Origin of the sequence: Dokdonella sp. (assembly GCF_051958935.1) — a bacterium.
In the GTDB taxonomy this organism is placed as follows: Bacteria; Pseudomonadota; Gammaproteobacteria; order Xanthomonadales; family Rhodanobacteraceae; genus Dokdonella_A.
This window is the reverse complement of record NZ_JBQCFP010000035.1, coordinates 21,268-42,800: the sequence shown is the minus strand read 5'-3', so window position 1 is coordinate 42,800 and position 21,533 is coordinate 21,268. Positions and strand designations below refer to the sequence as shown.

Below are 21,533 nucleotides of genomic sequence, written 5' to 3'. Positions count from 1 at the left end.
TCGCCCGTGACATTGTTATATGGGCCTCCCTCGGTGCTGATCCGCAGCGGGGCCGCGCAATCCTGCGCGTGCGGCGCCGATCAAGCACCGAGGAATATCAGTGTCGCCAGAAAGCGGTTCCATGTCTCTGGTTTCCGATCGGGTGCACTGCGAAGTATCGTGGGTGTCATTTCGCAACGACCTTTTGCGGCGAGGACAGCGGCTTGATGCGACCGTCCGCGCCGAGCACTGCGACGTAGTACCAATACGCAGCCCCCGAGCGCGCGGAATCGTCGCGCCACTGGTAGGTCCAACCGACGCCGTTCGAAGCGACGCCGATCACCTGCTCGTTGACGCGCACGAACGGACCCCCTTCCTGGTCGGCCCGATAGACGAGATAGCCGTGGACCTGCTCCTCGTTCGCGACCTGCCACTTCAGCAGCGGCCCGCTGCCTGGCGGCGGCTCGGCTACCGCCTTGGCCTGCTCGACCGAGTTGCTGAGCGCGCGCGAGAGATTGATGCTCGGCGCTGCATCCTCGCCCGCGGAGGATGGCGCCGTAGCGCCAGCCGCCTGGGCCGAAGGCGGAGCCTCGTTCTTGATGATCGTCGTCTTGGCGACGACGAAGCCACCGAAGGCCACGGGCAGCGTCCGCGCGTACGCGGGCAGTTCGACCGAGAGTTCGCCGCGGAAAATGCCCAATGGCAGATCCTTCGGCAACGTCACGACGAGTTGCGCGCAATCGGCGGCCTTGGGCGCGCAGGCCGTCTGCTTGACCTTGCCGGGAACGCCGCGAATCGTGGACTCGCCGAGTTCGACGGGCTTGTGGTCACGGCCGGTCACGCGCACGATGAACTCGATCGGATTGCCCGCATGCACGGCGCCGATCTCGTACGGGTTGCTCGATGCAATGACCAGGCCCTGCGGGTTCGCACTGATGCCGAGCCACGCCTGGTTCTGGTGCGGTGTATTCACCGCGAGCTTGATGCGCCCCTCCAGGGGCGACCATGCCGCGTCCGGCTTCACCTGCGCGGTGACCGAGCGGCCGTCGGGGCCGATTTGCACGTTCGCCCAGGACGGCGCTTCGATCAGGCGCGTGATGCGAAAGTCCGCCACCGCGTGGCTCGACAACGTGATCGTCTTGGGCGCGGAGCCCTTGGCGGCGTCGAACGTACCGAACTCGAACGCCTGGCCCGCGTCATCCAGATCGGAGACGACGAAGCCACGTGCAATCAGCTTGCGCGGCTCCTTGCCGACGTCGAATGCGACGAACCGGATGAGGTTGCCCAGTCGATCGCCGACTTGGGTAGTGAAATCGATGGTGGCGGTCGAATGGGGGGCGATCTCGAGGCGCTCGGCGGAGACGCTGTCACCGGGCGTCAGGGGCTTGATGTGGCTCACGACGACGGGCTCGGCGCCCTCATTGTGCAGCCGGAACTGGCACGAAGCCGACTCGAACTGGTAGCGGTCGCCGAACTGGCAATGCTCCGCCCGCAGCTTCGGTGCAGTGGGTTGGGTAGCGGCCATCGAGGCCGCGGTCAGGGAAAGCAGGATTGGGATCATTCAAAAAAAAACCCACCTGTTGCCAGGTGGGTTCTCGATACTTCTAAGCAAGAAGACGTTCGGCTATCAGCCGACCGTGAAGCTCTGCAGGGTGACCGGCAGCGTGCCGGTGACCGTCGCGGTGAACGTGCCGCAGGTCGCCGCGGGCGCACCCGGATCGGCCGTCACGATCACGAAGTACTGCTGACCGTCGGTCAGGCCACTGACCGGCATCGGCGAGCCCGGGAAGCCGAGCTGAATCGGATCGGTGCTCGACGAGCACGGCGACGGCATCAGGAAGATACCGGCCGACTGGCCGCTCCACGTGCCTTCCGCACCCTGAGCCAGGGTGATCGTCGCGTTGGCGCCCTGAGCCGTGAACGAATAGACGATCTCGTTCTGCGGGCTGGCCGTGCCACCGTAGGTCGGCAGCGAATTGGTGGCCGTGCAGAGGTCGCCGTTGACGACGTCGGCCGGACCACCCTCACTGGTGATCTGGAGCGGCGCAGCGCAATCCTGCGCCGCGACCTGGAACGAAACCGCGAGCGCGCAGGCGCCGGCGAGCGAAAGCAGAGCATTCTTCATATAAGTCACTCCTCAGGAAACGCTGTAGCGATCTATTAGAAACCAATGAACGTCTGACGGCGCGAATCGAAACGGTCGAAGCTGACGATCTTGTTCAGCGCAACGCCGCGGAAGCCCGCGCTCGCCGAGCTCAGGCCGAGCGTCGCGAAGTCGACACCCGACCACGCCGCATTGTTCGCGGTGATGGTCTTGCTCGGCGTCGCTTCGACGTTGTTGTTGACCCACACCTTGAGGCTACCCGCAGCCTTGTCCCAGTCGATCTCGACCGTGTTGTTGCCGGCGGCGAGCGGAACGGTATCGCTGCAGATGTTGGACGGCTGGCCCGTGCACGCGGTCACGATGCCGAGCAGCTTCTGCGAACCGGCGAGGTTGCCGAAGATATTCAGGCGAACCAGCTGGCTCACGCCGCTGACCGCCGTGTCGGTCGTCGCCGAGAACACCTGCGAGCTCTGGATCGAGTTCAGAGCGGTGATCGAGTCGGTGTTGATGACGAACTGCGCGCGGTAGCGCGGCTCGGTGGCCGGCGAGTTGTCGCGCACGAACGCGCTACCACCCGGGCCGTTGACAGTCAGCTGCGCATCGAGCTTGCACTCGGTGCCGTCGAGACCCGGCGTCGAAATCGCCAGCGTGCCGTTGAGGTGCGACGAGGCATTCCAGGCACCGCCTTCCGCCGTGGTCGGACCGGCCGGGCAGGCGGCGATGGCGCTACCCGCGAAACCGCAGAGGCCAACCAGGGCGAGCGACAGAACCTTCATCTTGGTATTCATGAGAAATCTCCCAGAGTGTCTCGGGCGGAGTGGATTACTCCCGTCCCCATTGGTTTAGTGGTCAACCAAGCCCGATCCGCGCGGACGAGAGTGAAGTCTTAACACCATGTCAACACGAACCGAGCGTGGGCCTGGCCGACCATCCAGTTTCGAGACGGACGCCCCATTCGGGGGTCCGGACCCGGCCAGCGGCGCATCGCCTCCAGCCCACGCAGCTCATTGACGCACGAGCGGAGGGAAACCGGACACGCTGCAATTGCCTGCCGGACATATATACGCAACAGGCCCTGCAAAGAGATCACGGCCGCCCCGCCGGCAGGCCCCGCCGCGTTGACCTCGCCGGGCACGATGCGCAGAATCGCCGTCCCTCCAGCGCCCCCTGCCCCGTGACCGCTCGCTCGCCCGCCCTCCGCTCCGCCGACTGCCTGGCGGTGATCCCCGCACGCGACGAGGCCGCCACCGTCGGTGCGGTCGTCGCCGGCGTGCGCGAGGCGCTCGGCTGCGCAGTCCTCGTCGTCGACGACGCCAGCCGCGACGCGACCGCCGAGGTGGCGCGCGCCGCCGGCGCCGAGTCGCTGCGGCTGCCGTTCGGTCTCGGCGCGTGGGGCGCCACCCAGGCCGGCATCCGCTACGCTCGGCGCAACGGCTACGCGGGCGTGGTGACGCTGGACGCCGACGGCCAGCACGAGCCCGCTTCACTGCCGGCCCTGTTCGAAGCGCAGCGCCAATCGGGCGCGAACGTCGTGATCGGGACCTGCATCGAGCGGCTGAGCCGTGCCAAGCAGGTGGCCTGGTTGTACCTGCGCACGCTCACCGGCCTGCGCCTCACCGATTTCACCTCGGGCCTGCGCCTGTATGATGCGCGCGCGACGGCGATCCTGGCCGGCCCGGAAGCGAGCCTGCTCGACTACCAGGACGTCGGCGTGCTCATGCTGCTGGCGAAGAACGGCTTGCGCATCGAGGAAACACCGGTGCCGATGCTGCCGCGGCGCGAAGGCCATTCGCGCGTGTTCGCCTCGTGGCCGGTGGTCGCGCGCTACATGCTGCACACGACCGTGCTGTGCCTCGCCCAGATCGACGCGGGCCGGCGGAAGGAGAAGATCGTGCAGGAAGGCCGCTGCTGATGCTGACCGGGCAGATCACCTCGGCGATCCTCGGCGTCGCGCTCGCCGGCGCGATCCTGTTCCTCGTGCGGCGCGACCATCTCCATGGCCCGTACGCGGTCTGGTGGTTCGTGATCGCCGCCGCGACGTTCCTGCTCGGCGTGTTCCCGGGCATCGTCGTCTGGCTCGGCCACCAGACCGGCATCTTCTATCCACCGGTGCTGCCGATCATCATCGGGCTTTCACTCGTGCTGATCCGCCTGCTCAAGCTCGACGTCGACCGGTCCAAGCAGGAGCGCCGCATCCGCCGCCTGACCCAGAAGCTCGCGATCCTCGAACAGGAGCTCGCGCGGCTCGGCGGCCGTCCATCCGCGGACACGCCGGGCGACGACGAAGACGCCTGAGCGACCGCCCGCATGCGCATCCTGCATCTGGGCAAGTATTACGCGCCGCAACGCGGCGGCATAGAACGCCACACCCAGGCACTCGCCGAGGCATGTGTGCAAGCGGGCGACAGGGTCGCCGCGCTGGTCCACCAGCCGCCCGGCCGCTGGCGCACGAGCCGCGAGACGATCGGCGGCGTCGAGGTGCGGCGCGCCGGCTGCATCGCCGCACCGGTCTATACACCCGTGAGCCCCGCGTTTCCGTTCGAACTCGCGCGCGCGCTGCGCCAGTTCAAACCGGACCTGCTGCACCTGCACCTGCCCAATCCATCCTGCTTCGCGGCGCTCGCGATGCCTGCGGCACGGCGCCTGCCCTGGATCGTGCACTGGCACGCGGACGTGCCGCCCGATGCACCGGACTGGCGCCTGCGCCTCGGCTACCGCTTCTACCGGCCGTTCGAGCAGGCCCTACTCGCGCGCGCGGCGATCGTGGTCGCGACCTCGCAGCCGTACGTCGATGCGAGCCCGGCGCTCGTCCGGTGGCACAGCAAGGTGCGCGTGGTTCCTCTCGGCATCGAGGCGGCTCCCGTCGCCGCACCGCAAACGCAACGGTGGCCTGCCACCGCGGGGATGCGTCTGCTCGCGGTCGGCCGGCTCGGTCGCTACAAGGGCTTCGACGTGCTGATCCGGGCCCTCGCCACGACCGCCGATGCCCGCCTGCTCCTCGTCGGCGACGGCGAGTGCGCGCAGGAACTGCGCGATCTCGCACGCCGATGCGGAGTGGAGGCGCGCGTCGCGTTCGCCGGCGACGTCGACGACGCGACGCTCGAAGGCGCGTACGCGGCCGCGGATGCGTTCGTACTGCCGTCGCTGGATCGCGGCGAAGCATTCGGCCTCGTGCTGCTCGAAGCGATGCGCGCGGGCCTGCCGGTCGTCGCCAGCGCGATCGCGGGCTCCGGTGTCGGCTTCGTCGTCGTCGACGGCGAGTCGGGGTTGCTGGTCCAGCCCGGCGACGCGGACGCGCTCGCGGCCGCGCTCGCGCGCCTGCAGGATCCGTCGCTGCGCGCGCGCCTGGGCAATTCGGGTCGCGTGCGCTGGAGCGAACGATTCACGCTGGAGCGCTGCGTGCGCTCGATGCGCGCGCTCTATGCAGCCGCGGCGTCGGGCGGAGAGACACCGTCGGCCGGCTGATCCTCGGCCGGCAGCCACAGCACGAGCGCAAGCAGACTGACGAGCAGCGGGGTCAGCTGCAGCAGCAGGCGATTCACCGCCGAGTAGCTCTGCGCATAGCGTGCCGCGCTGGTGAGCGCGAACAGACCGACGATCGACAGCACCGGCACCACCACGAGCACGAGCAGGCGCCGTGTCGTCGCCGAGCGCGACCAGCGGCGGTACGTCCACGCCAGCGCCGCCGGCAACGCGAACCAGAGCAGGTTCCAGTTGCCCTGCCCCCACAGCGCATTGGCGATCGCATCCAGCGACTGGCCGATCTGCGCCGCATCGATGACGATGCTGTCCTGCACGTAACGCCGTGCGACCGCGACCCACGCCACGCTCAACGTGATGCACGAGGCGAGCGCAAGCGCCGCCACGACCGCGCCGACGAGGAAGCGCTTGCCGTGCATGCGCCCCGGCAACAGGCCGAACACCACCGCGGCGCCGAGCACGATGCTCCAGATCGCGCCCTCGAGCTTGAGCATCGGCAGCAGCATGGCGGCGCCCACGACGATCGCGAGCTGCCCGTGATCGCGCGTCGTGCGCCAGCGCAGCCACGCATGGCCCGCGAGCGACATGACCGCGGCCACCCACAGGTCCGCGTATCCGCCGAGCGCGACGTGCGCGTCGAGCAATGGCAACGAACCGAGCAGGTAGACGCCGGCGATTGCATGCATGCGCGAGAGACCGAACCCACGCCACTGTCCGTAGTGAGCGAGCAACAGCCCGGCCCACAGACCGAGCCAAGCCGTGTTGATCCACGGCTCGACCCAGCCCGCGTCCGCGGCGAACCAGGTCAACGTCCATGGCAGCAGTTCCGGATAGTTCCACGCGGCACCCGTGCGCGTATCGGCGGCCATCTGCGGCAACCAGCTCTCGAACGACACGTAAGGTACGGCGTGTCCGGCGAGCACCCAGGCCTTCGCCTTCGCGGCCCATACCGCCCAGGCGTCCCAAGGCAGGACCGGATGCAGGACGACGTCCGTGACGAGCAGCCATGCGCGCCAGGCGAGCATCGCGAGCAGCAGAGCCGCGAGCAAGCGCCCGCCGTTCGACATCGGCACCGCTGCCGGCCGCGCCATCGCGATCCGAGCCGTCGCCGTGGGCGCGAACCCGCGCGAGCGCAGCATCCATGCGCCGACCCAGCCGGCGACGCCCGCCATCGCGGCGCACGCGCCGACACGAACGAAGCCCGCGGACAGCGCCGTCGCTGCAAGCCCACGCATGAGCAGGCCACACAGGAGCACGCCGATGATCCATCCGGCGCCGATGGCGGTCGCGAAACCGCCTGCGCGCCTCGGCCAGCCGGCCAGCGCGATCCAGAGCCCGCTACCGAGCACGAGCGGCGCCAGCCACACGACGATCGCGGACGCCGTCGTCATGGGATCGTCGCCTGCACCCGGTACACGACCAGGTCCTGGTTGCGGTCGATGACCTTGACGCGCGCGCGCGTACGCCCGATCCGCATCACGTCGATCAACGGTCGAGGCCTGTCGATGTTGTAGTTGACGAGGATCGTGCCCACCTGCACCGCCGACGGCGGCGCGTTCACCAGGCCGCCGACACCGCTCGCATTCAACGGCGAGAGCAGGTAGACGAGGCGCAGCACCTCGTGCGGCGTCTGCGCATTGACGAGGATGCGCGTGGTCGGCGGTTCGTTCCCCAGCAGGATCTTCAGGCGCGTGGCCGCGGCGAGCGTGTGGTCGTCGGCGATGTAGTCCTGCCGCTGCGCGAACGGGATCGCTCCCCAGATTTCCTTGTCGACGCCGCGGCGGTAGCCGACCTCGCGCAACCACGCCACATCCAGTCCGAGCCATGCGAGCACGGCGGCGGTGAACACGGCGCGCGCGAGGCGGCCGCCGCGCCAATGCAGCACGAGCCGCGCTACGCCCGCGAAGCCGGCCAGCGCGAGCGCGAGCACGAGTGGCAGGCGCGGCGCATGCGGGGCGCCGTCCCCCGTCTCGCTCGGGCCGATCGCGCTGACCGAGATGAGCTGCCATGGCGAATGCGCGAACCAAGACGACCAGGTCGCGGCGAGGCGACCACGCCATGACTGCGACTCGAGCCGCGCGCCCACGAGCTCGAACGGCCGGAAGCCTTCGGCAGGGGGCACCAGCTGGGCGACCGGAAATTGCGAGAAACCGGCTTCGACGATCGTTCCGCGCCACGCTGGCGTGCGCGAAAGGTCGAACGTCGCGCTCCCGTTCGTCGGCGCAGGCAACGAAATCGCCTGCACGTCGTCGGGCGCATCGCTCGTGCGGAACACGAGAGAAAGTTCGAGCGTGTGCGGGAATCCATCGAACGAATACCGCAGGATCGGAAAGTCCGCTGCCGCGAGGTCGGCCAGCGCGGTCGCCTGCAAGGCCGAGTAGTCCTCGGCGGCACTGGACACCCGGAGTCGCTGCCCGTCGGGCGTCGCCTTGCCGAATACCGCATGGTAGCGGCTGCCCGGCAGCGAATGCGTGCGCGCGGGAACGAGCGGCTCGCGCGGGTCGATGCCCGCGGCCCACAGCAGCAATACCAGCCAGACCGCGCCGAGCGCGACACCGAATGCTGCGTACCGCCAGCGCGCCGTCATGCGGCGAGTTCGTCGAGTCCGGCGAGCTCGGCCGGCGTGAAGCCGGCGCGCAGGCGCGCATCGACATTGAACGGGCCGCGCAGGCTGCCGCGCATGTACTCGCCGAGCAGCGCGCGGAACGTCGCCGGTGCATCGAGCCCTTCGCGCGCGCAGCACCACGCGTACCAGCGCGACCCGGCGGCGACGTGCGCGACCTCTTCGCGCAGGATCGTCTCAAGGATCGCGGCGGTCGCATCGTCGCCGACCGAGCGCAGGCGCGCGATCATGCCCGGCGTCACGTCGAGCCCGCGGGCCTCGAGCACGCGCGGCACGAGCGCCATGCGCGCGACACGCGAGTCGGCGGTGCGCACGGCCATGTCCCACAGTCCGTCGTGCGCATCGAAATCGCCGTAGCGGTGGCCGAGCTCGGCCAGGCGCGCCGCGAGCAGCGCATGGTGGCGCGCCTCGTCGTCGGCGACGCGCGCCCAGTCGCGGTAGTAGTCGTCCGGCATGCCGCGGAAGCGGTAGACCGCGTCCCACGCGAGGTTGATCGCGTTGAACTCGATGTGCGCGACCGCGTGCACGAGGGCCGCGCGTCCGCTCGCCGAGCCGAGGCCGCGCTGCGCTAGGTCACGCGGCGAAACGAGCCGCGGGCGTTGCGGCCGGCCGGGATCGCCGATCGGGCTAGGCGGCGGCGCGACCGCGTCGGCGCGCAGTTCACCGGCGAGGATCGCCCGAGCGGTGGCATGCGTGAGCGCGAGCTTTTGCGCGACGTCCGCGCAGGCGAGGCAGCGCAGCGCGGCGTCAAACAGGTTTTCCTTCGCGCTGCCGCCCATGTTGCGACTCCGTCGTGGTGCCGCGGCTCCTCCGCGGCGCGCGGCGCATCGGCGCGCCGCCCCTCATTATACACGACCAACCTCGTCCGGCACGCGGACCGGACACGCAGTTCCGCGCTTCGCTCCGTTCAGCCGGCCTGGCGCCGCTGCGATTTCGCGTCGTCGGAACGCGCGAACTCGAGATCGCGCAGGTATGTCGGCTCCACGCCGGTGACGTATTCGCCGGAAAAACACGACGTGTCGAAGTCGACGAGCTTCTCGTTGCCGTCGCGCACGGCCCAGACGAGGTCGTCGAGGTCCTGGTAGATGAGCCGGTCCGCGCCGAGCATGCGCTCGATCTCCTCCACCGAGCGCCCGTGCGCGACGAGTTCGGCGGTGACCGGCATGTCGATGCCGTAGATGTTCGGATAGCGCACCGGCGGCGCCGCAGACGCGAGATAGACCTTCTTCGCGCCCGCTTCGCGCGCCATCTGGATGATCTGCCTGGAAGTCGTGCCGCGCACGATCGAGTCGTCGACGAGCAGCACGTTCTTGTTGCGGAACTCGAGGCCGACCGGATTGAGCTTGCGGCGCACCGATTTCACGCGCTCGCTCTGCCCCGGCATGATGAACGTGCGGCCGATGTAGCGGTTCTTCACGAAGCCTTCGCGCACCGGCACGCCGAGGATCTGCGCGAGCGGACCGGCGACCGTACGCGAGGTATCCGGGATCGGGATCACCGAATCGATGTCGTGGTCGGGCATTTCGCGCAGGATCTTCTCGCCGAGCTTCTCGCCCATGCGCAGTCGGGCCTTGTAGACCGATACGTCCTCGATCATCGAATCGGGGCGCGCGAGATAGACGTATTCGAAGATGCACGGCGCGTGCTTCGCCGGCTCCGCGCACTGGCGCGTATGCAGCTCCCCGTCGAGCGTCATCAGCACGGCCTCGCCCGGCGCGACGTCGCGCAGCAGGCGGAAGCCGAGGATGTCCAGCGCGACCGATTCGGACGCGACCGCGTATTCCTTGCCGGTCGCGGTGTCGCGTTCGCCGAGCACGAGCGGACGGATGCCGTGCGGATCGCGGAACGCGAGCACGCCGTAGTCGAGCAGCATCGCGACGATCGCGTAGCCGCCGACGCAGCGCGCGTGCGTGCCGGCGACGGCCTTGAAGATGTGATCGGGCGTGAGTTGGCGCCGGTCCTGGATCTGCAGCTCGTGCGCGAGCACGTTGAGCAGCACTTCGGAGTCCGAATCGGTATTGATGTGGCGGCGATCGTCCTCGAACACCTCGCGCCGCAGCGCCGCCGTGTTGATGAGGTTGCCGTTGTGAGCGAGGGCGATGCCGTACGGCGAGTTCACGTACAGCGGCTGCGCCTCGGCCGAGCCTTCCGAGCCCGCGGTCGGATAACGGCAATGGCCGATGCCGACGCTGCCGCGCAGGGCGAGCATGCTCGTCTGGTCGAACACGTCGCGCACGAGGCCCTGGCCCTTGTGCAGGCGCAGGCGGTTGCCGTCGAGGGTCGCGATGCCCGCCGCGTCCTGGCCGCGATGCTGCAGGACGGTGAGCGCATCGTAGAGCGCCGAAGCGACTTCCGACTTGCCGACGATGCCGATGATTCCGCACATGATGGTTGGCTACTTCAAGGAAGATGAGGGCTGGACGCCGGCGGCCTCGCCGCCGTCGACCGGTTTGCCGCGCGGTGCCGCGGCGGGTTTGGCCGGCGCCGCCGCCGGAGTCGCCGGCTGCGCGAGCGGCCCGAGCAGGCCCTGCACCGGCTCGAGGTGGCGCGAGACCTCCTGCGGCAGGCGCGCGGCGAGCCACTGCGCGCCGTGCTCGAAACCGGGCAGCAATTGGGACTGGTGCCACCACGGATCACGCGTGAAAGGCGTGAACCCGAGCAGCAGCACGACCAGCACCACCAGTGCGAGCCCGCGCGCGAGCCCGAACACCATGCCGAGCAGGCGATCGCTGCCCGACAGGCCACTGCCTTCGACGAGCTTGCGCATGAGGAACGTGACGATCGCACCGGCGATCAGCACGGCCACGAAACACAGCGCATAGGCGAGGATCACCCGCACCGACGGCGTCGATATGCTGGCGGAAAAGCGTTCCGCAAGGGCTGGACCGAGCATCCAGGCGACCCAGAACGCGCACACCCAGATCGCGAGCGCGAGCACTTCGCCGACGAAACCGCGCCACAGCCCCATCAGCACCGACAGGCCGAGTACCGCGATGATCGTGTAGTCGACCCAGTTCATGCCGCGGCCGGCGAGCGCAAACCGGGAACGGGCACGGGCTGGAAGCCGTACATATCCGCTTCGAGCATGGCCGATTCCTGCTTCCGGACTCCCCGCTCCATCACTGCGTCACGACGATGCCGTCGAGCTTGAGCTTGTCCTTGATGCCTGCGCGCAGCTTTTCCGCGGCACCGCGATCGACCTCGGGGCCTGCGCGCACGCGCCACAGCGTCGTGCCGTTCGCGTCGACCTTGTCGACGAACGCGACGTAACCGGCGTTCTTGACGCGATCGCGCAGCTTGTTGGCGTCCTCGGCGGTCTTCAGCGCGCCGAGCTGCACCGCCCAGCCACCGGCTCGCCCGGCCGGCAGTGCGGTCGCGGGCGCATCGGCCTTGGCGTCCTCGGCGGTCGCGACGACGCTGCCGGGCACGCTCGGCTGCGCCTGCTTGATGCGCAGGCGCGCCGCCTCCGCGGCGGCGCGGTCGGCGAAGGGACCGACGCGTACGCGCTCGGCCGGCTTGCCCTGGTATTCGCTCGCTTCGCTGGAGGCGGGAAAACCGCCCTTCTTGAGATTCGCGACGAGATCCTGCGCGTTCTTGCTGCTCGCGTACACGCCGAGATTCACGTAGTAGCGCCCGTTCGCCGCTTGGCCGGGCATCGGCTTGGCGACTTCCGCAGGCGCGGGCTTGGGCGGCTCCGGCTTCGCCGCCGCCGGCGTGGGCGGCGTTGCGGTCGCGACCTGCTCCGGCGCCGATGCCACCGGCGGCTCCGGCTTCGGCGCCGTGGCCGTGTCGACGGTCGCGATCGTGTCGGGCGCGGTCGCGGACGGCGGCGCGGCGGCCGGAGCGGTCGGATTGGTCGCAGCCGGGTCGACCGGCAGGACGCGCGTCTGGAATTCGCGGTCGGGCTGCGGCGGTATAGCGAGGGTCGACGTCTCGGTTTCAGCCGACTTCCGCGGCGCGGAGCCGGAGATGAGCATCGGTACGAAGATCACGGCCAACGCGATCAGCACCGCGGCGCCGAGCAGGCGCTGTTTCAACGACAGATCCATGACCGATCCGCTTCGGGCGACGGCGCGGATTATACCTGCCCGGCTCGCCGATCCTGCCACGCGATTGCGCGCGCGTTCAGCGTCGAGCGGCGAACTCGAGCGCCGCGGCGGCGACGAAGAACGAGCCGAACGCGATCACGCGATCTCTCGGCTGGGCCGCACGGCACGCCGCCGCGAGCGCGTCGCCGACACCGGCGCCCGGCGGCGCGATGCGTGCGGTGTCGACCGACGCGCCGAACAGGGCGACGAGTGAGGCGGCGTCGAGGCCGCGTGGCGAATCGCGCTCGAGGCCGGCCGGATACCAGCGATCGACGTGCGGCGCGAGCACCGCGACGATCGCGCTCACGTCCTTGTCGGCGAGCGCGCCGAATACCGCGAGCGTCCGCCCGCGCGAAGGCTCGCGCCGCAACCACTCGGCGAGCACGCCGGCTGCCTGGGGGTTGTGCGCGACGTCGACGACGAGGGCGGGTTCACCGTCGAACCGCTGCAGGCGCGCACCGACGCGCGCGTCGGCGACACCGCGCGCGATCGCGGCGGGGTTCCAGCCGAGCCGCGCGCGCAGCGCATGCACGACCGCGATCGCGCCGGCGGCATTGGCGTGCTGGCAGGGTGCCGCGAGACCGGGCCGTGGCAGCGCCAGCGTCGCACCGCCGCCGTGCCAGCGCCAGGTCCCATCCGCGTGGATGTCGTAGCCGTATTGGTGTCCGGCCCGGCGCAGATCCGTGCCGAGCCGGTGCGCCGCGTCGAGCAACGCCGCGGGTGGGTCCGATTCCGCGACGATCGCGGGCATCCCGGCGCGGAAGATGCCGGCCTTCTCGCGGCCGATGCTGTCGCGATCGTCGCCGAGCCATTCCTGATGGTCGAGGTCGACCGTGGTGACGATCGAGGCGTCGGCGTCGATGATGTTGACCGCGTCGAGCCGGCCGCCGAGGCCGACTTCGAGCAGCGCCACGTCGAGGCCCGCATGCGCGAACACCCACAGCGCCGCGAGTGTCCCGTACTCGAAGTAGGTCAGCGCGAGTCCTTCGGCGTCGCCGGTATCGCCGACCCGCGCGGCTTCGATGCGCGCGAAGGCGTCGACGAGCAGGTCGTCGGACACCTCGGCGCCACCGACGCGCACGCGCTCGTTGTAACGCAGGAGGTGCGGCGAGGTGTACGCGCCGACACGCCGACCGTCCGCCGCGAGCATCGCTTCGAGGAAGGCGACGGTCGAACCCTTGCCATAGGTGCCTCCGATGGTCACGACGACCGGCGCGGGGACGGGCGCACCGAGCCGGCGCCACACGGCGCGCACGCGCTCGAGGCCGAGTTCGATCGCGCGCGGGTGCACGCGCTGCTGGTGGTCGAGCCAGTCGGACAGGCTCGTCGATCGAAAGGTCATCGACGGCTCAACGACGCAAGATGCGGCGCGGCTTCCACGGCAGGCGTCCGCGCCAGTACTGGATCAGCACGAAACCGAAGGCGAGCCCGCCCAGGTGCGCGAAGTGCGCGACGCCCACCTGCGAGCCTGTGATGCCGAGGTAGAACTCGAGGCCACCGTACAACGTGACGAACAACCAGGCGGGCATCGGTATCGCGAAATAGACGAGGATGCGCGCGTGCGGGAACATCATGCCGTAGGCGAGCAGCAGCCCGAACACGCCGCCGGACGCGCCGAGCGTCGGCTGGTAGTCGTCGCCGAAGAAATGCAGCACCGCGAGCTGGGTCAGCGCGGCGCCGACGACGCAGACGAAGTAGTACAGCGCGAAAGGCCGCGATCCGAACAACTGCTCGATCGGCCCGCCGAACATCCACAGCGCGATCATGTTGAACGCCAGGTGCGCGAATCCGCCGTGCAGGAACGCATAGCTGACGACCTGCCAGGGCTCGAAGCCGGGCACGTCGCCATAGGGCGACGGACCGAGCGGCCACAGCGCGAAATGGACCAGCAGCGCATCGCCGATCACCTGTTGCAGCAGGTAGGCGAGGATGTTCGCGATCAGCAGTACGCGGGTGATCGGGGGCGTATCGACGGGCATGCGCGGGACGATCGGGGCGACGCGGCATTGTGACCGTTCGTGCCGCGTCGCGCGAGTGCAACGGAGGGGCCGCGCCGGCGACCCCTCCGCGCATCCATCAGTTGCGCGCCGGGTTGTTCTCGGCGAAGTACTCGTGGCTGTCCGCGTTGTCGACGGCGCGGCTCGGGTTGCTGAGCGCGAGGTTGTGCGCGGCGCTCTGGCCGTACGCCCAGTCGTCGGTGCCGGCGACGACGTTGAAGTGGCTCGTCTCGTGCACGAGCGTACCGGCACGCGAATCGGTGCCGGTGTTCGGTGCGGACCAGAACGCGCCGCACAGGTACACGCGATACGGCTGCGTCGGGTAGACGTAGGCGTAGGTGTTGCGGTCGGTACAGCTGCAGTCGAACGTGTAGGCCTGCGACGACAGCGCGCTCTTGATGTTGGTGAAGTGCGAGCGCACGGTCGAATAGCGGCTGCTCGTGTACGTGCCGAACCACCAGGTGTAGCGCGAGCCCTGCGTGCCCGCATCGAGGTAGCTCTTCGCATTGGTCGAATACGTGACCGCGGAATTGCGCGCGGTGGCGAGCTGCGACTGGCGCGTGTTGCTGCAGCTGACGAAGCTGTTGCTCGCCGCGAGCACGCCCGGCGCGCCCTGCATCGAAATGTCCTCGTCGAGCGCATCGGGTGCACCGTCGACCCACAGCGTCAAAGCCTCGCTGTCGATCGCCGCGGTGGCGGCGACCCCGGCCTTCGACGCCTGCTGCGCCTCGAGCAGCGCGCTCTGCGCATCGCGCGCGTAGCGGACCGCGTACTGGCCGCCGGCCTTCATCGCGTAGTACGCGCTGAGGTCGACCTCGACCGATCGTGATTCTCCCGGCGCGAGTTCGATGAAGTCGCTCGCACCCGGCGCCGCCCGCTTGTACATCGGGCCGACATAGGCGACCGCGACGCCATCGCGCTCGACGCTGAACAGGTCGGAGGTGACGCCGTCGAACGGCGTCTGCCAACGCAGCACGTGCAACGCGGCAGCGCCGTCGTTCGACATCGTGAACACGAGCTTGCCGCTGCCGATGTCGGCCGCCGTGGCCGATGCATCCAGATGCACGGAAATTCCGCCCGGTGCCGCGGCGGCGGTGCCCGCGAACGCGCAGGCGAGCAACAAGGATCCCAACAAGACCTTGCCCATCATGGCTCTCCCTCATGTGGTCAGGAGCGGACATCGTCGATGCCCGCGCGGCCCCCAAAAGCCGCGCGCCGAGGGTATGGGCCGGCACGCCGCCACGTAACGCGGCAACGCAACAACGGGCCCGACAATGTGGATTACGTCACTGTTCCGGCCCGTCGAAGCCGTCGACGAGGATGCGGTCGATTACGACGATCGCGCCGCGCATGCCGCTGGTCAGGTCGCCGTGCTGTTCGCAGTAGTAGCCGATCGTGCCGAGGCGATTGAAGCGGATCGAGACCTGCCACGGCTGGCTGCTCGGTGCGTTGTGCAGGTTGCAATCGAGCGCGCAGGTGAAACTGCCGTCATCGGCGCGCACGTTGTGCAGGCCGCCGCCGTTGACGAAGCGGATCGTGTCGCCCTGATGGATCTCGATCTGCGCAGGCGTGAACGTCATGTCGTCGTTCGCCGTGACGGTGAACGAGCGCGCCTGTGCGTGCGTCGCCAACGCCGCACAGGCGAGGAGCACCGCGCGCATCGCGCGGTCAGGCCATGAAGCCGAGGTCCGCGACGCCGAAACGGCCAAGGTTCGGGAACAGGTCCGCGATGCCGCCGGCGTCGACGCCGAACCAGCGCGCGAGGGTCGCCGAATACTGGTCGACCGCGAGTGTGGGAATGATCTGCCCATAGCCGGTGTCGTCGGGATTGCTGCTCGGCTGGTCGTCCTGGTATTGCGCCAGCGAAGGCATGGTGCCGTAGAAGCGCTGGCCACGCACGGCTCCGCCGACGACGAAGTGATGGCCGCCCCAGCCATGGTCCGTGCCATCGCTATTGACCGCGAGCGAGCGGCCGAAGTCGGACGCGGTGAACGCGGTGACGCCGTCGGCGACGCCCATCTCGACGGTCGCCGCGTGGAACGCCGCGAGCGCCTGCGACAGCTGCTCGAGGTTGCCGGCCTGGTCGGCCAGCTGCGTGCCGTGCGTGTCGTAGTTGCCGACCGAGACGAAGAACACCTGGCGGCTCATGCCGAGCGCCGCCCGCACCTTGATCATGAGTGCGACCGCGGCGAGCTGGTTGCCGAGATCGGTGTCGGGGAAGCGCGTCACCAGGCGCGTTCCGGTCATCGCTGCATTGAGCAATGCCGCATTGGCGATCGCGCGGTTGGCGGTGTCGGCGAACGCGCGTTCGAGCACGTGCGCCTGCGTGCCGCTCGCACGCAGCGCGTCGTAGGCGGCGGCGCGTCCGGGATCATTGCCGACGACCCACGATTCGGGGCCGTCGCCACGGAAGCTCATGCCCTGCACCTGGAAGAAGTCGACCGGATCGCCGTCCTCGTCCTCGCCGGCCGCCGCGAACGCCGCACCGTACGAATCGACCGCGAACTGGTTGACGCTGGCCGCGCGCTGGAAGCGGTTCTCGCCCGACAGCGTGATGCTCATCGGCAACTCGCCCGCATTGGAGCTGTACAGCATGTCGGCGATGCGTCCGCCCCAGCCGTTCGCATTCGCGTCGTCGGGACGCGAGGTCTGCCACTGGTTGGTCTGGTCGTCGTGCGAGTAGAGCTGCGCCGGTGTCGGCACCGTGCCGTTCTGGTACTGCTGCTGGCTGATCGGGTACAGCAGCGAGCCGACGTTGGCGACGATCGCGGCCTTGCCACTGTTGAACAGGCCGCGCAGGCCCGCGTTGCCGCCAGCGACCTGACCCATAGACGGGTGCATGCCGTAGGTGGCGCCATCGCTGGGCAGGCCGCCCGGCAGGCCGCCCTGCGCCGGAAGCGCATTGAGCACGTTCTGTTGCAGGTCGCCTTGGGCGATCGCGAGGGCCTGGCGCGTACCTTGGTAGATCCCGTAGTGCGTCGCGTCGCACGGCACGATCGTGTTGAAGCTGTCGTTGCCGCCGTACAGGTAGACGCAGACGAGCGCCTTGTAGTCGGGGAATGCATAGCGACGCGCCGCCGCGGCTGCGGAAATCAGGCGCAGGTTGCCGAGCGCGCCGTGCAGGCTGGCGCCGCCGAGTGCGGCGCAGATGCTCCGGCGCAGGAATTCACGTCGATTCACGTGCATGGATGGATCCTCTCGGCGTACGCGGTCTGGCCGGGCGCGGCGCGGCTCATTTCTGGATCGAGTATTCGGGTGAATTGAAAATGAGGTAGAGCGCTTCCTGCACGCGCGCGCGACCGATGTCGTCATAGTCGGACGGATGCATCGCCGCGAGCCGCGAAACGATCACGCCGCGCATGAACGGCGACATCTGCCCGCCCATCATCAGCATGCCGTAACGATCGACGAGCGCAGCCGGGTCGCTCGCGGCGAGCGGCGCGTCGCGCGCTTCGTCCATCTGCAACGTCTGCGGGTCGTCGGCGCCCCAGCAGGCGTCGCTCGCGGTGTAATTGCAGAAGACCTGGTGGAACAGGTAATTCGGCATCGCCGTCGAGGTCGTGTCGCCGAGGATCTGGAATTCGGGGCTGACCAAGCCACGCGTGCGCACCTCGCCCGGCTGGGCGAAATCCGGCTTGAAGAAATTGAACACGGTCGGCGAGTACAGCGGGGCCTCGCCGATCTGCTCGATGATCGGCGGCCAGGTGTCGAGATTGCCGGAGCGGCCGCTGTAGACCGGGTTCCCCGCCGGGGTGCGCGCGCCCATCGCGCGCCACATCTGCGAGATCCTGAGCAGCGGCTCGCGCAGCTTGCCGAACGTATCGGGACGCTGCCACTGGCCGTAGCGCGCCTCGGGATCGAGCAGGATCGCCCGCACGACCGCCCTGAGATTGCCGCGCACATGCGACGCGCTGCCGTCGTCGTTGAAGACCTGCGCGACGCGTTGCACGTATGCCGGCGACGGATTGCTCGTGACCAGCCGCTGGATCAGCCGGATCGCGATGAACGGGCCGACGTTCGGATGGTGGAACACGTTGTCGAGCGCGGCAGTGAGTTCGGCCTGGGCGGTACCGCCATGCATGAGCACGCCGCCGGCGAGCGCGACGCCCGGGTAGTCGAGCAGTTGCTTGTCGCTCGTGTCGTCGTGCCAGTACTCGACCGGCTCCATCGGGCGCTGCCAGGCGAGATCGTCGAGATTGGCCGGCCCGCAGTAGAAATACTGCCACGGGTTGTCCGGGTTGTTGCAGCACAGCGGCACGCCGTCCTGGTAGTCGACGCTGCAGCCGATGCTGTTGAAGTCCCAGCCGGTGAACACCGCGGCGAAACCGCGCACGGCTTCCTGGCCGTAGGTCGGCACGGGCTGGCCGCCGACGAGCCTGGGCGTGCCATCGAGGTTGAGCTGGACGAGGCCGACCGAGAACAGCTGGTTGATCTCGCGCGCGTAGTTCTCGTCCGGGTGGATGTTCTCTTCCGGATTCGCCTTCTGGTTCTGGATAGAACTCAGGAAGACGCCCATCGCGGGATGCTTGGTCACGTCCTCGAGCAAATTGCGGTAGTTGCCGAACGCATCGGCGGCGAGCATGTCGTAATAGCTCGCGAGCGCCCACGGCTGCTGCGCGAGCGTGCCGTTGCTGTTGGAGACGACGAAGATCTCGCTCAGCGCGAACGCGACGCGCTGGCGCAACTGGTCGGTCGGCACCTGTTGCGCGCGGCTCGGGTCGGGCGTGCCGACCGAATTGATCGTCCACGCCTGCAGGCGCGTACCCGCCCATTCGGCGACCACGTTGCAGTAGTCGTCGCCGGCCGGGCACGACAGGCCCTGCACCCAGTCCAGGTACGGAACCTGTCTGGACGGCTGTTTGGCGAACTGCTCGGTGAGCCAAGCTTCGTAGCCGACCGAGCGCAGGTGCGCGATGTCTTCGGTGGTGGCGCCGAACGTCGCCTGGGCGAGGAAGCGCGAAGCATCGGCGTCCGACGCGGGACCGGCTGCCACGCCTTCGAAGCCATCGTGGAAGGACTGGTCGGGCCAATGGCTCTGCGCACCGGCGCCGAGCGGAGCGAGTGCGCACAGGCAGGCGAGCGCGACGCCCCGGACATTCCGCAGGGATCTTGCGAACCGCATCACGACCTCCCCTTCCGGCGAGCCCGGAATGGGGGGACTCTAATCCTCCGGCGCGGCCGCGTTCATGACGGGCGCCGCAATTGCGCGATGAGTTCAGGCTTTCGCGCGCGCCGATCCGCGCCTCGCCGCGGCTGCAGGCGGCCCCCACAGCAGGTGGTCGACGTCGCGTTCCCAACCGTGCACGGCGAGATCGACGCGACCGCCGCGCACGAGCACGCCTTCACCGGCCAGGCGGCGCACCTGGTCGCGGAACGCCCGGCTGCCCGGCGGGAATGCGATGCGTCCGTCGGCACGCAATACGCGATACCAGGGCAGGTGGAGCGTGGGCGGCGCCTCGCGCAGCACCGTACCGACCAGTCGCGCACGACCCGGCAACCCCGCGCGGCGGGCGATTTCACCGTAGTTGGCGACGCGCCCCGGCGGGATCGCGGCGATCATCGCGCGGATCGCGAGATGGGCGGGTGGCGTGTCGGGCCGGACTGACTTCATGGCGCACGCACGCTAGCATAGAGGTCGCACCCGCCGGAGATTTCCTCGTGCAGAGTTTCGAACAGATCCGTTCCCATGTCGGCAGCCGCCATGCGCTGCGCACGAACGATCCGTACCTCATCAGCTTCGACCTGACGCTCGCCGACGGACGCCACCAGGGCGTCTACCTCGCGGAAATGGAAGACGAGGAAGGCGCGAAGTACCTGCGCATCTCGACGCCGATCGGTCCCTACGCCGGCATGGACGGCACGCGCTGCCTGCGCTTCAACTGGGAGCAGCGTACCGGTTACCTCGCCTTGAGCGACCTCGAAGGCTCGCCCTACCTCCAGCTGTGCGAGAACCGCCCGTACACGCTGCTCTCGCCGACCGAGATCGACCGCGTGATCGCCGAACTCGGCGCGCTGGGCGATCGCATGGAACAGGCGATCTCGAACGGGGGCGATACGTTCTGAGGGGTGCGGGGTCGGGTTGAGGCATCGGGACGACCGATGCCCGCTTCAACCGACGAGGCCGAAGGCGTGCGCGGCGCGCACGAGCAGCCAGGCGATGCCACCGGTCACGGGCAGGGTGAGGATCCATGCCCACACCATGCGCTCGACGATCGTCCAGCGGATCGCATTGGCGCGCTTGGCGACGCCCACGCCGAGGATCGCCGCCGAGATGTTGTGCGTCGTCGATACCGGGATACCGAAGTGCGATGCGGCGAGGATCACGCTCGCCGAAGCGGTTTCGGCCGCGAAGCCGTTGATCGGATGCAGCTTGACCATCTTGTGGCCGAGCGTCTTGATGATGCGCCAGCCGCCGACGGCGGTACCGGCCGCCATCACGAGCGCGCACAGCACCTTGATCCACAGTGCGATCTCGAACTGCCTGGTGGCGTCCTGCTCGATGCGCAGGAAATGCAGCCATGACGGCACCCCGTCGAGCGTACCGGCGCTGGTTGCCGCCGCGAGCGCGAGTGCGATGATGCCCATCGTCTTCTGCGCGTCGTTCATGCCGTGTGACAGGCCCATCGCGCTCGCCGAGACGAGCTGCGCCTTGCCGAAGAACGCGTTGGCGAAACGCGTGCGGCCGAGCCGCTGCAACGGCCCCTTGAGCGAACCGAGATACTCGATCAGGGAGAACAGGAAGCCCATGAACAGGAGGCCGAGCACGAAGCCTGCGATGGGCGACGTCACCATCGGCATGATCACCTTCGGCAGCACGCCCTTCTCGCCCCACCAGTGCGTACCGCCCTGCGCCCACAGGATCGCGCTCCAGTCGTCGTGCGCGGCGGCGAGCGCCGCGCCGCAGAGGCCACCGACGAGCGCGTGCGAGGAACTCGACGGCAATCCCCACCACCAGGTGATGAGATTCCAGATGACCGCGCCGAGCAGCGCGCAGATCAGTACCACCGGCGTGACCGCGACGAGGTTCGTGTCGATGAGCCCGGACGCGATCGTCTTCGCCACCGCGGTGCCGATGAGCGCGCCGACGAGGTTCGTCGATGCGGCGAGCAGCACGGCTTGGCCCGGGCTCAGGACCTTGGTCGCGACCACCGTGGCGATCGAGTTGGCGGTGTCGTGGAAGCCGTTGATGTATTCGAAGGCCAGCGCGATGAGCACGACCAGCAGAACGAGGGTCAGTTCCATCGACGACGATCCTTGCTCGC

At 68.9% G+C, this 21,533-nt stretch carries 21 protein-coding genes; 4 read left to right on the top strand and 17 right to left on the bottom strand.

Annotated elements, in window-relative coordinates:
* Positions 1 to 166: 166 nt before the first annotated feature.
* The 3 genes from ACTHK2_RS03740 to ACTHK2_RS03730 all read right to left on the bottom strand — a co-directional run bounded on the left by ACTHK2_RS03740 (position 167) and on the right by ACTHK2_RS03730 (position 2,871).
* Positions 167 to 1,504, bottom strand: a complete 1,338-nt coding sequence (locus ACTHK2_RS03740; protein ID WP_440244355.1) for a hypothetical protein — start codon at positions 1,502 to 1,504, stop codon at positions 167 to 169.
* A 102-nt stretch (positions 1,505 to 1,606) separates the two neighbouring features.
* Positions 1,607 to 2,104 carry a hypothetical protein gene (locus ACTHK2_RS03735; protein WP_440244354.1) on the bottom strand — a complete coding sequence of 166 codons (498 nt, stop codon included), beginning with the start codon at positions 2,102 to 2,104 and terminating at the stop codon, positions 1,607 to 1,609.
* Between the two features lie 35 nt (positions 2,105 to 2,139).
* A complete protein-coding gene (locus ACTHK2_RS03730) occupies positions 2,140 to 2,871 on the bottom strand; it encodes a hypothetical protein (protein WP_440244353.1) in 732 nt (243 codons plus the stop codon).
* A 431-nt stretch (positions 2,872 to 3,302) separates the two neighbouring features.
* Here ACTHK2_RS03730 and ACTHK2_RS03725 point away from each other — a divergent pair, with 431 nt between their 5' ends.
* The 3 genes from ACTHK2_RS03725 to ACTHK2_RS03715 are packed head-to-tail and all read left to right on the top strand — an operon-like array spanning position 3,303 to position 5,548.
* Positions 3,303 to 3,995 (top strand): glycosyltransferase family 2 protein, encoded by a 693-nt coding sequence (locus tag ACTHK2_RS03725; protein ID WP_440244352.1) that lies wholly within the window; start codon positions 3,303 to 3,305, stop codon positions 3,993 to 3,995.
* The gene (locus ACTHK2_RS03720) at positions 3,995 to 4,378 is read left to right on the top strand and encodes a DUF2304 domain-containing protein (protein ID WP_440244351.1); all 384 of its coding nucleotides are present in this window, start codon (positions 3,995 to 3,997) and stop codon (positions 4,376 to 4,378) included. Before ACTHK2_RS03725 ends, ACTHK2_RS03720 begins: the two co-directional genes overlap by 1 nt.
* A gap of 12 nt (positions 4,379 to 4,390) precedes the next feature.
* Positions 4,391 to 5,548, top strand: coding sequence for a glycosyltransferase (locus ACTHK2_RS03715; protein WP_440244350.1), 1,158 nt, complete (start codon positions 4,391 to 4,393; stop codon positions 5,546 to 5,548).
* Here the strand turns inward: ACTHK2_RS03715 and ACTHK2_RS03710 are convergent.
* The 13 genes from ACTHK2_RS03710 to ACTHK2_RS03650 form a co-directional block, all read right to left on the bottom strand.
* A complete protein-coding gene (locus ACTHK2_RS03710) occupies positions 5,503 to 6,954 on the bottom strand; it encodes a hypothetical protein (RefSeq protein WP_440244349.1) in 1,452 nt (483 codons plus the stop codon). The two genes, ACTHK2_RS03715 and ACTHK2_RS03710, sit on opposite strands and share 46 nt — an antisense overlap.
* Positions 6,951 to 8,150, bottom strand: coding sequence for a hypothetical protein (locus ACTHK2_RS03705; RefSeq protein WP_440244348.1), 1,200 nt, complete (start codon positions 8,148 to 8,150; stop codon positions 6,951 to 6,953). Before ACTHK2_RS03705 ends, ACTHK2_RS03710 begins: the two co-directional genes overlap by 4 nt.
* The gene (locus ACTHK2_RS03700; protein WP_440244347.1) at positions 8,147 to 8,965 is read right to left on the bottom strand and encodes a ferritin-like domain-containing protein; all 819 of its coding nucleotides are present in this window, start codon (positions 8,963 to 8,965) and stop codon (positions 8,147 to 8,149) included. Before ACTHK2_RS03700 ends, ACTHK2_RS03705 begins: the two co-directional genes overlap by 4 nt.
* Before the next feature lie 128 nt (positions 8,966 to 9,093).
* Positions 9,094 to 10,572: an amidophosphoribosyltransferase gene (gene purF, locus ACTHK2_RS03695; RefSeq protein ID WP_440244346.1), complete on the bottom strand. Its 1,479-nt coding sequence runs from the start codon at positions 10,570 to 10,572 to the stop codon at positions 9,094 to 9,096.
* Between the two features lie 9 nt (positions 10,573 to 10,581).
* A complete protein-coding gene (locus tag ACTHK2_RS03690; RefSeq protein WP_440244345.1) occupies positions 10,582 to 11,205 on the bottom strand; it encodes a CvpA family protein in 624 nt (207 codons plus the stop codon).
* A gap of 100 nt (positions 11,206 to 11,305) precedes the next feature.
* Positions 11,306 to 12,235, bottom strand: a complete 930-nt coding sequence (locus tag ACTHK2_RS03685; protein ID WP_440244344.1) for an SPOR domain-containing protein — start codon at positions 12,233 to 12,235, stop codon at positions 11,306 to 11,308.
* Between the two features lie 76 nt (positions 12,236 to 12,311).
* Positions 12,312 to 13,616: a bifunctional tetrahydrofolate synthase/dihydrofolate synthase gene (folC, locus tag ACTHK2_RS03680; RefSeq protein WP_440244343.1), complete on the bottom strand. Its 1,305-nt coding sequence runs from the start codon at positions 13,614 to 13,616 to the stop codon at positions 12,312 to 12,314.
* A gap of 7 nt (positions 13,617 to 13,623) precedes the next feature.
* Positions 13,624 to 14,253: a rhomboid family intramembrane serine protease gene (locus ACTHK2_RS03675; protein ID WP_440244342.1), complete on the bottom strand. Its 630-nt coding sequence runs from the start codon at positions 14,251 to 14,253 to the stop codon at positions 13,624 to 13,626.
* A gap of 97 nt (positions 14,254 to 14,350) precedes the next feature.
* On the bottom strand, positions 14,351 to 15,421 hold the full coding sequence (locus tag ACTHK2_RS03670) for a M35 family metallo-endopeptidase (RefSeq protein WP_440244341.1): 1,071 nt from the start codon (positions 15,419 to 15,421) through the stop codon (positions 14,351 to 14,353).
* A gap of 136 nt (positions 15,422 to 15,557) precedes the next feature.
* Positions 15,558 to 15,932, bottom strand: coding sequence for a cupredoxin domain-containing protein (locus ACTHK2_RS03665; RefSeq protein WP_440244340.1), 375 nt, complete (start codon positions 15,930 to 15,932; stop codon positions 15,558 to 15,560).
* Between the two features lie 7 nt (positions 15,933 to 15,939).
* On the bottom strand, positions 15,940 to 17,457 hold the full coding sequence (locus tag ACTHK2_RS03660) for a DUF1501 domain-containing protein (RefSeq protein WP_440244339.1): 1,518 nt from the start codon (positions 17,455 to 17,457) through the stop codon (positions 15,940 to 15,942).
* Positions 17,458 to 17,503: 46 nt separating this feature from the next.
* Complete coding sequence (locus ACTHK2_RS03655) at positions 17,504 to 19,393, bottom strand: DUF1800 domain-containing protein (RefSeq protein WP_440244338.1); 1,890 nt, start codon at positions 19,391 to 19,393, stop codon at positions 17,504 to 17,506.
* A gap of 93 nt (positions 19,394 to 19,486) precedes the next feature.
* Positions 19,487 to 19,882: an MGMT family protein gene (locus ACTHK2_RS03650; RefSeq protein WP_440244337.1), complete on the bottom strand. Its 396-nt coding sequence runs from the start codon at positions 19,880 to 19,882 to the stop codon at positions 19,487 to 19,489.
* A 47-nt stretch (positions 19,883 to 19,929) separates the two neighbouring features.
* Here ACTHK2_RS03650 and ACTHK2_RS03645 point away from each other — a divergent pair, with 47 nt between their 5' ends.
* A complete protein-coding gene (locus tag ACTHK2_RS03645; RefSeq protein ID WP_440244336.1) occupies positions 19,930 to 20,334 on the top strand; it encodes a hypothetical protein in 405 nt (134 codons plus the stop codon).
* A 45-nt stretch (positions 20,335 to 20,379) separates the two neighbouring features.
* Here the strand turns inward: ACTHK2_RS03645 and ACTHK2_RS03640 are convergent, their stop codons facing one another.
* Positions 20,380 to 21,513 (bottom strand): anion permease, encoded by a 1,134-nt coding sequence (locus tag ACTHK2_RS03640; RefSeq protein ID WP_440244335.1) that lies wholly within the window; start codon positions 21,511 to 21,513, stop codon positions 20,380 to 20,382.
* Positions 21,514 to 21,533 lie beyond the last annotated feature (20 nt).

Coding starts and splice junctions, on each gene's coding strand:
- ACTHK2_RS03715 (WP_440244350.1), top strand. CDS start 4,391: ATGCGCATCCTGCATCTGGGCAAGTATTACGCGCCGCAACGCGGCGGC.
- ACTHK2_RS03730 (WP_440244353.1), bottom strand. CDS start 2,871: ATGAATACCAAGATGAAGGTTCTGTCGCTCGCCCTGGTTGGCCTCTGC.
- purF (WP_440244346.1), bottom strand. CDS start 10,572: ATGTGCGGAATCATCGGCATCGTCGGCAAGTCGGAAGTCGCTTCGGCG.
- ACTHK2_RS03720 (WP_440244351.1), top strand. CDS start 3,995: ATGCTGACCGGGCAGATCACCTCGGCGATCCTCGGCGTCGCGCTCGCC.
- ACTHK2_RS03650 (WP_440244337.1), bottom strand. CDS start 19,882: ATGAAGTCAGTCCGGCCCGACACGCCACCCGCCCATCTCGCGATCCGC.
- ACTHK2_RS03705 (WP_440244348.1), bottom strand. CDS start 8,150: ATGACGGCGCGCTGGCGGTACGCAGCATTCGGTGTCGCGCTCGGCGCG.
- ACTHK2_RS03700 (WP_440244347.1), bottom strand. CDS start 8,965: ATGGGCGGCAGCGCGAAGGAAAACCTGTTTGACGCCGCGCTGCGCTGC.
- ACTHK2_RS03710 (WP_440244349.1), bottom strand. CDS start 6,954: ATGACGACGGCGTCCGCGATCGTCGTGTGGCTGGCGCCGCTCGTGCTC.
- ACTHK2_RS03735 (WP_440244354.1), bottom strand. CDS start 2,104: ATGAAGAATGCTCTGCTTTCGCTCGCCGGCGCCTGCGCGCTCGCGGTT.
- ACTHK2_RS03655 (WP_440244338.1), bottom strand. CDS start 19,393: ATGCGGTTCGCAAGATCCCTGCGGAATGTCCGGGGCGTCGCGCTCGCC.
- ACTHK2_RS03690 (WP_440244345.1), bottom strand. CDS start 11,205: ATGAACTGGGTCGACTACACGATCATCGCGGTACTCGGCCTGTCGGTG.
- ACTHK2_RS03740 (WP_440244355.1), bottom strand. CDS start 1,504: ATGGCCGCTACCCAACCCACTGCACCGAAGCTGCGGGCGGAGCATTGC.
- ACTHK2_RS03685 (WP_440244344.1), bottom strand. CDS start 12,235: ATGGATCTGTCGTTGAAACAGCGCCTGCTCGGCGCCGCGGTGCTGATC.
- ACTHK2_RS03660 (WP_440244339.1), bottom strand. CDS start 17,457: ATGCACGTGAATCGACGTGAATTCCTGCGCCGGAGCATCTGCGCCGCA.
- ACTHK2_RS03640 (WP_440244335.1), bottom strand. CDS start 21,513: ATGGAACTGACCCTCGTTCTGCTGGTCGTGCTCATCGCGCTGGCCTTC.
- ACTHK2_RS03675 (WP_440244342.1), bottom strand. CDS start 14,253: ATGCCCGTCGATACGCCCCCGATCACCCGCGTACTGCTGATCGCGAAC.
- folC (WP_440244343.1), bottom strand. CDS start 13,616: ATGACCTTTCGATCGACGAGCCTGTCCGACTGGCTCGACCACCAGCAG.
- ACTHK2_RS03665 (WP_440244340.1), bottom strand. CDS start 15,932: ATGCGCGCGGTGCTCCTCGCCTGTGCGGCGTTGGCGACGCACGCACAG.
- ACTHK2_RS03670 (WP_440244341.1), bottom strand. CDS start 15,421: ATGATGGGCAAGGTCTTGTTGGGATCCTTGTTGCTCGCCTGCGCGTTC.